The organism is Desulfobacula sp., assembly GCF_021107415.1.
This window is the reverse complement of sequence record NZ_JAIOSW010000141.1, coordinates 1-6,716: the sequence shown is the minus strand read 5'-3', so window position 1 is coordinate 6,716 and position 6,716 is coordinate 1. Positions and strand designations below refer to the sequence as shown.

The window sequence follows — 6,716 nt, the reverse complement described above, 5'->3', positions numbered from 1 at the left end:
TTGGAGACGGCATCATAGATAATGGGATAATCGTTCCGGATCATGAGGGATTTTTCAAGGGTTGCATGGGTGACCATGGCACCAATGGAAAGCTCGCCGGTTGCATCATTTTTGTGCAGCTCACTCATTTCTTGAATTTTTTTCAGGGAAATCAGATAGTCCGGTTCCATCCAGCCTTCCTTAACTTTGACAATCACATCTGTCCCCCCGCCAATATATTTGGCTGTTTCGCTGTGTTGGCCATGAAAAGCAATGGCCTCTTCAACGGTTGTGGGGGATAAATACTTAAATGCTTTCATATGGTTTCCTTTCTTTAGGTGCGGTTATCAAAGATACGCTGGGCTTTCCCTGCAAACCGGGGAAGTTCGCCATACGCACAGATTTGTGCATCACAGCTGACCATGATCTTTGCCTTAACTGTTTTTTTTATCTTATTTTTAATTTCACTTGTATTATTAACATCAAATCCCTGTTGTGCTTCTGTTTTGATGGTCATATAATCCTTGCCGTCACCCTTGCTTTCCAGATGCAGCTGGTATTCGCTTCCCACTTCAGCAATTGAGGATAATACCTCATCAATCTGTCCGGGATAGATGTTAACACCCCTTAAGATGATCATGTCATCGGAACGCCCCATGATTTTGTCATGCATGGGAAGGATATTGCCGCAGGAACAAAGGTTGGATATCTTGCGGGTGAGATCCCTTGTCCGGTACCGCACCAGAGGAGCTGCCTCTTTACACAGGGTTGTTACCACCATTTCACCGATTTCCCCGTCCTCAACAGGTTCCAGGGTGTCCGGGTTTAAAATTTCAAGGATATACTTGTCTGCCCAGTAGTGGATACCTTCATGTTCAGGGCAGTCAAGCCCGGTTCCGGGACCGTAAAGCTCTGTCATGCCGGTGATATCAAACATGTCTTCCAAACCCATCAGTTCTTTTATTTTTGTCCGCATGGCAGAACTGCACCGTTCAGATCCCAGGATAATTTTTTTTAAATTGATCTGGTCCTTAATGCCTCGGCTATTGACTTCTTCGGCCATGAGAAGCGCCATGGATGCGGTGCAGCAAAAAACCGTTGACTGCAGGTCCACAAGGAACTGGCACTGCATGTCAATGTTGCCGGGACCCACAGGAATGGCCATGGCACCCAGCCGTTCACATCCCAGCTGAAATCCCATACCGGCTGTCCAGACACCATATCCCACTGCAATCTGTACCCTGTCCTCTTTTGTAAGGCCAGCCATTTCATAGCACCTGGCAAACATGTCAAACCAGTCATCCAGATCTTTTTGTGTATAGGAAAGAACTTTTCGTTTTCCCGTGGTGCCGGAGGAAGCATGAATACGGACCACGTCTTTTTCAGGTACTGACAGCAAGGGCAGGGGGTAGCCTTCCTTGAGGTCATTTCCCGTGGTAAAAGGAAGACGGGAAAGATCATCGAGAGATTTTACAGTCCCAGGCGTAACACCTGCCTCATCAAAGTGCTTTTTGTAAAAGGATGACCCATTGTAAGCATGTTCAATGGTCCATTGAAGCCCTTTAAGTTGATGGTCAAAAAGTTGGTCTATATTTTCGAACTGCGGCATAAAAGTTTTTTTCATCTTGTCGCTTCCTTATTTGTTTTCACGGAGTTGCAATGTTTCATCCATGTTGAGCTTTAAAGAGTCAGGTTCAATAATAACACCGTAATCTTGTTTTGCTTTTTCAATACTTACATAGCCATATTCTACGTCACGTTCCACGGCTTTCGGGTCCCGTTCAAAGGGATCACCATACCCGCCGCCGCCTGCACTGATAAATGAGATCCGATCCCCCGGTTCACAAAAAGTAAGTCCGCTGGGATCAGCATTTTCTCCATTTTTTAGATATTGGGCTTTGGAACCGTCTTTTCCGCCAAATATACCTTCTGGCGGATAAATATAACGTCCTGCCTGGACTGCAATGGACGTTGTTCCCGGAACATTTTCACCCGTCTCACCATCTCCACCCGGGGATCGTACAATCATTTGCCTGCCAATGCCACCCCGCTGTTTCCCAGGCCCTCCCGAGTCTTGAATCAGGCTTCTTGATTCAACAATCATAGTGGTATCACTTTCAAGGATTTCAACTGGTGTATTCGCACCGTTAGCCGGGAAAATTGCACAGTGATGGCCGTCAAATCTTGAAGAAGCTCCCATTCCGCCGCCGCGAATAATCATGGTGTGCCATGGCTTGCCATTTGCAAAAGAGCCATGAAAGATGTTGGTCTGGGCAGGTGTGCCGCCGGAACCGGCTATAATATTGTCGGGAGCAGCTTTTGCAAGCGCATTAAAAACCATTTCAGTCATAAAATGACCCACTACCATTCTTGCTGCCACGGCTGCCGGAAATGTGCAATTGACAATAGAACCTTTTGGAGCTGTCATTGTTATGGGACGGATAGCGCCCTCGTTAATAGGTATTCCAGGGTCAAAAGCTGATTTAATCGCCATGAACACATATGCATATGTAAAATTGTAAACCACATTCACACCCCAGTCTACCTGTTTGGATGTGCCGTCAAAATCAACATGAATATTAGAACCATCTACTTTAACGGTCAGTTTGATGGGAATATCCGGTTTGTTTCCTGCACCTTCAATAATGCCTTCATGGGCATAGGTTCCATCGGTAATTTTTTTAATGGCTTTGCGCATGCTTATTTCAGTCCGGTCGATAATTTCGTCGGCAAGGTCATCAAGGGTATCAAGCCCTTCATCTTCCATCATTTCTATGATCTTCTGGGAACAAATATGATTTGCCGCTACCTGGGAGCGGATATCCCCGTCAAACTCTGTTGCTGTTCTTACATTCCAGCGGATCATGTTAACCAGACTCTCATTGAGCTTGCCGGTATCATATAGCTTTGTTAAAGGGATATAAAGACCTTCTGCATAGACATCACGGTTGTCCGAAGCGGTTCTTCCGCCTATATCCGTATGATGGAATACACATGCTGTAAATGCCACAGGTTTTCCCTTGAAAAATATAGGACTCCACACGCAGACATCATTTAAATGTCCTGCCAGAAGCCAGGGGTCATTGATAATAAATACATCGCCCTCATTATAATCTTCAAGGGGAATGGAATTGACAATTTTTTTCATACCAAGCGCCATGGCGCCTGCCTGGCCGGGTGTACATAATGTTCCCTGTACAAGCTCCTGGCCGCGGCTGTCTGTAAACATGCAGGTGTAATCGTGGGCATCCCTTAAAAGACTTGAAAAGGCGGTTCTGATTACAGATGCGTCAGATTCATCTACTATGGAAACCAGCCGCTTCCAGAGGATTTCCAGGGTAATCGGGTCGAATTTATTATTATTTTTATTCATTATTTGTCCCCTCCACCTGATTGAACTATCTGTATCCAGATAAACCCGAATTCATCAACCCGGGCTTTAGCATCCTCCCCAATTACAATTGTGGATTCTCGTTCCTCAATAATGGCAGGTCCATCAAATTGCGCATCGGCAAATAGTTTAGACCGGTCATAAACTGTAAAAGGGATGTAATTCTTTTTAATTATAGAAAATGCCCGGCGTTGCCCCTTGATACAGGTTTGAAGATCGCGATTTTGGGTTGATAGTTTTGAAATTGAAAAAGGTTTTTTAGGAAGGCTTGCCCGAACCTTGAACGTTACAAATTCCACAGGTGATTCAACAGAGGTTCTGCCGTAGAGCCGTCTATATTCTTTATCAAACATGGTTCTGATTTCATTTTTTGAAAATTTTTGAAAATTTTTGATCTCAATGGGAAGATCAATCTCAGCGCCCTGACCTACAAAACGCATTAAAAGAGTCCTTTCAAAAATGATGTCATCACCGCTTTGAGCACCTTCCAAAATTTTTGCACTCTCTTGTTCAAGCTCATTAAAAAGAAGTTCAATTCCTTTAAAATTTGCTTCTTCAAGTACTTTCCTGTGGCTTCTTGAAAGGTCAAATGCCACTGGAGCTGTAAAAAAACCAAGTGCTGATCCCACTCCTGCAAGAGGAGGTACTAAGATAGCATGCGCACCGATTTTTTTGGCAAGTCCATAGGTGTGAACAGGGCCTGCACCGCCAAAGGCTGACACGGTAACTATGTTGGGGTTGCCGCCTTTTTCCGCAATATGGGTTTTGGCGGCCGATGCCATTGTCTCGTTGATAAGATCATGGATACCGAATGCGGCTTGTACCATTGTTGTGCCCAATGGTTTGGCAATCTTCTCTTCTATTGCTTTTTTGGAAAGTTCTATATCAAGAGCCATGGTGCCGCCAAGGAAAAAATCAGGGTCAAGATATCCCAAAACAAGATCAGCATCCGTTACTGTCGGGTCTTGACCCCCTTGTTTGTAACAGGCAGGCCCTGGATCAGCACCTGCGCTTTCAGGGCCAACCTGTAAAAGACCAAGACTGCTGATTTTAGCAATACTTCCTCCGCCTGCACCAATTTCCATGAGATCCACAACAGGTACCTGGATGGGAAGACCGGAGCCTTTTTGGAACCGTTGTACACGTCCGACCTCAAAGGTGGATACAAGCCCTGCATGGCCATCCTGAATCAGGCATGATTTGGCTGTTGTACCTCCCATATCAAAGCAGAACATATCCTTGATATTAAACATCTGACCATAATATTGAGAAGCAATAACCGCTGCAGTCGGACCTGATTCAATGATTCTGACAGGGAAATTTTTTGCAGTTTCAATAGAGGTGATCCCGCCGGACGACAGCATGATAAAAAATTTACCATCAAACCCGATTGTTCCAAGTCTTTCTATCAGTCTATTTAAATACCAGTAGGTGATGGGTTTTACATAGGCATTGACAGCCGTAGTACAGGTTCTCTCATATTCTTTGATTTCCGGAAGGACTTCAAATGATGTGGAAAGAAATAGATCAGGCGCTTCTTTTTCAATTATTTTTTTTATCTTTTTTTCATTTATTGAGTTTTCATAAGAATTGATAAAGCAGACAGCAATGGATTCTATCCCGTTTTTTTTAAATTTTTCAAGGACATTCAAAACCTCTTGTTTTTCCACATCTTTTAGTACTCTGCCGTCAAAGGTCAGCCGCTCATCAATTTCCGCCCTGTCTGATCTGGGAACAATTGGTTCCGGGTATTCGCTGAAAATATCATAAGCATCATAGCGTTTTTCTCTGCCAAGTTCTAAAATATCCCTGAATCCCTTTGTAGTGATTAGTCCTGTTTTGGCTCCTTTTCTTTCAATAATCGCATTGATAACCAGGGTGGTCCCATGAATGATTTCTTCAACAGTGTCCATGAACCCGGGCAGAATTCCGGCAAGCTCCCTGATGCCCTGTTCAATAGCATCCGACGGATCTAAAGGAGTGGTCAGACATTTATTTGTATGAAATTCCCCTGTTATATTATTTACCAGGACAAAATCTGTAAAAGTGCCGCCGATATCACAACCCAGACGGTAAGTCACTTGCTCCAAATTACACCTCCCTATTAATAAAAATCCGGCTCATTCCATTCTCCAAAGGTATCTCTGAATACGCCTGTCATTTCTCCCACCGTAGCATAGGCATGACAGCATTTCACCAGGTGAGGCATGACATTATCATTTCCTCTGGCTGCTTTTTCAAGCGCTTTAAGGCTATCTGCCACCTCCTTGTCATTCCTGGTACGCCGGACTTCATTTAAGCTGGCTTTAGATTTTCTAGCCCATTCTTCATTGTATTCATGAAGTTCCATAGCACCAGCAGCGCCAGCGTCGGTCTTGTCAGTCTGGCCCTTTTTTGAACCGGGTGTTGCCTCCGGATTGAGCCCAACTTTTCTATACTCCCCGGACTGTAATCCTTTTTCAAATTCATAGGCCTGCTTGGAGACTTTTCTCTGGATGAAACCGTTTGATATACTTTTGACCATTCCACCCCATTTTTGTACCTCTTTCATTTCCTCAAGGATTTTTTCTTCCATTTCAAGGGTGAGGGTTTCAATAAAATAAGATCCTGCAAGCGGATCAACCGTATCCCTTAAGCCCACTTCATCCATGAGCATTTCAAGGGTTCGAAGCGAGAGCAGGGCAGAACGCGGGGTGGGAATAGTATAGGCTTCATCAAAGGAGCATAATGCTATGGTCTGGGCACCGGAAAGGGCCGCTCCCATGGCATAATAGGCCCCTCTCATGATATTGTTCTCGGGCTGTTCCTTGGTAAGGCCTGAACCCCCGCCGCCAAACAGTCCTCTTAAGAAGAGTTTTTTCTTTTCCGTAACACCATATTCATTTTTCAGCATTTTTGCCCAGAGTTTTCTGGCTGCTCTGAACTTGGCAATCTGTTCCCAAAGGTTGCCGTACACATTAAAGTTAAAGGAAAACCGTCCCACAAAATCTTCAGGTTTAATGCCTCTTTGCGCTACATTGTCGATGTAAGCTTTGGCAATCTCGAATGCATAGGCGATTTCCTGGGCCGGTGTGGCCCCGGATTCACGGATATGATATCCGCACAGGCTCACAGGGTTGGATTTGGGCAGTTCCTTTACTGCATATTCAATACTGTCCCCCACAAGCCGCACCCCATGCTCAACAGGAAAAATCCAGGCACCCCGGCCAATCATTTCTTTTAAAATATCATTCTGGGGAGTAGTGGAAATCTGATCTTTGGAATATCCGAATTTTTCTGCAACCGCCTGATACATGGCCATCATAATGGTGGCCACGGCATTGATGGTCAACCCGGACCCGATCCG

The 6,716-nt window shown here is 44.8% G+C and carries 5 protein-coding genes; all 5 read right to left on the bottom strand.

Translation table 11 applies throughout. The features are described from left to right. Positions 1-299: FAD binding domain-containing protein (locus K8S13_RS07445; protein ID WP_291461634.1), on the bottom strand; the 299-nt coding region annotated here is incomplete at its 3' end. 14 nt (positions 300-313) lie between these two features. Further along, complete coding sequence (locus tag K8S13_RS07440; RefSeq protein ID WP_291461632.1) at positions 314-1,603, bottom strand: phenylacetate--CoA ligase family protein; 1,290 nt, start codon at positions 1,601-1,603, stop codon at positions 314-316. Between the two features lie 12 nt (positions 1,604-1,615). Continuing rightward, a complete protein-coding gene (locus K8S13_RS07435; protein ID WP_291461630.1) occupies positions 1,616-3,352 on the bottom strand; it encodes a hydantoinase B/oxoprolinase family protein in 1,737 nt (578 codons plus the stop codon). Next, entirely contained in the window at positions 3,352-5,451 is a 2,100-nt protein-coding gene (locus K8S13_RS07430; protein WP_291461636.1) for a hydantoinase/oxoprolinase family protein, read from the bottom strand. Before K8S13_RS07430 ends, K8S13_RS07435 begins: the two co-directional genes overlap by 1 nt. A gap of 23 nt (positions 5,452-5,474) precedes the next feature. Then, a partial coding sequence (locus K8S13_RS07425) for an acyl-CoA mutase large subunit family protein (RefSeq protein ID WP_291461629.1) occupies positions 5,475-6,716 on the bottom strand: 1,242 nt, incomplete at its 5' end.

Bases quoted from the DNA above. Each gene is read 5' to 3' on its own strand.
- K8S13_RS07435 (WP_291461630.1), bottom strand. From the start codon at position 3,352: ATGAATAAAAATAATAATAAATTCGACCCGATTACCCTGGAAATCCTC.
- K8S13_RS07440 (WP_291461632.1), bottom strand. From the start codon at position 1,603: ATGAAAAAAACTTTTATGCCGCAGTTCGAAAATATAGACCAACTTTTT.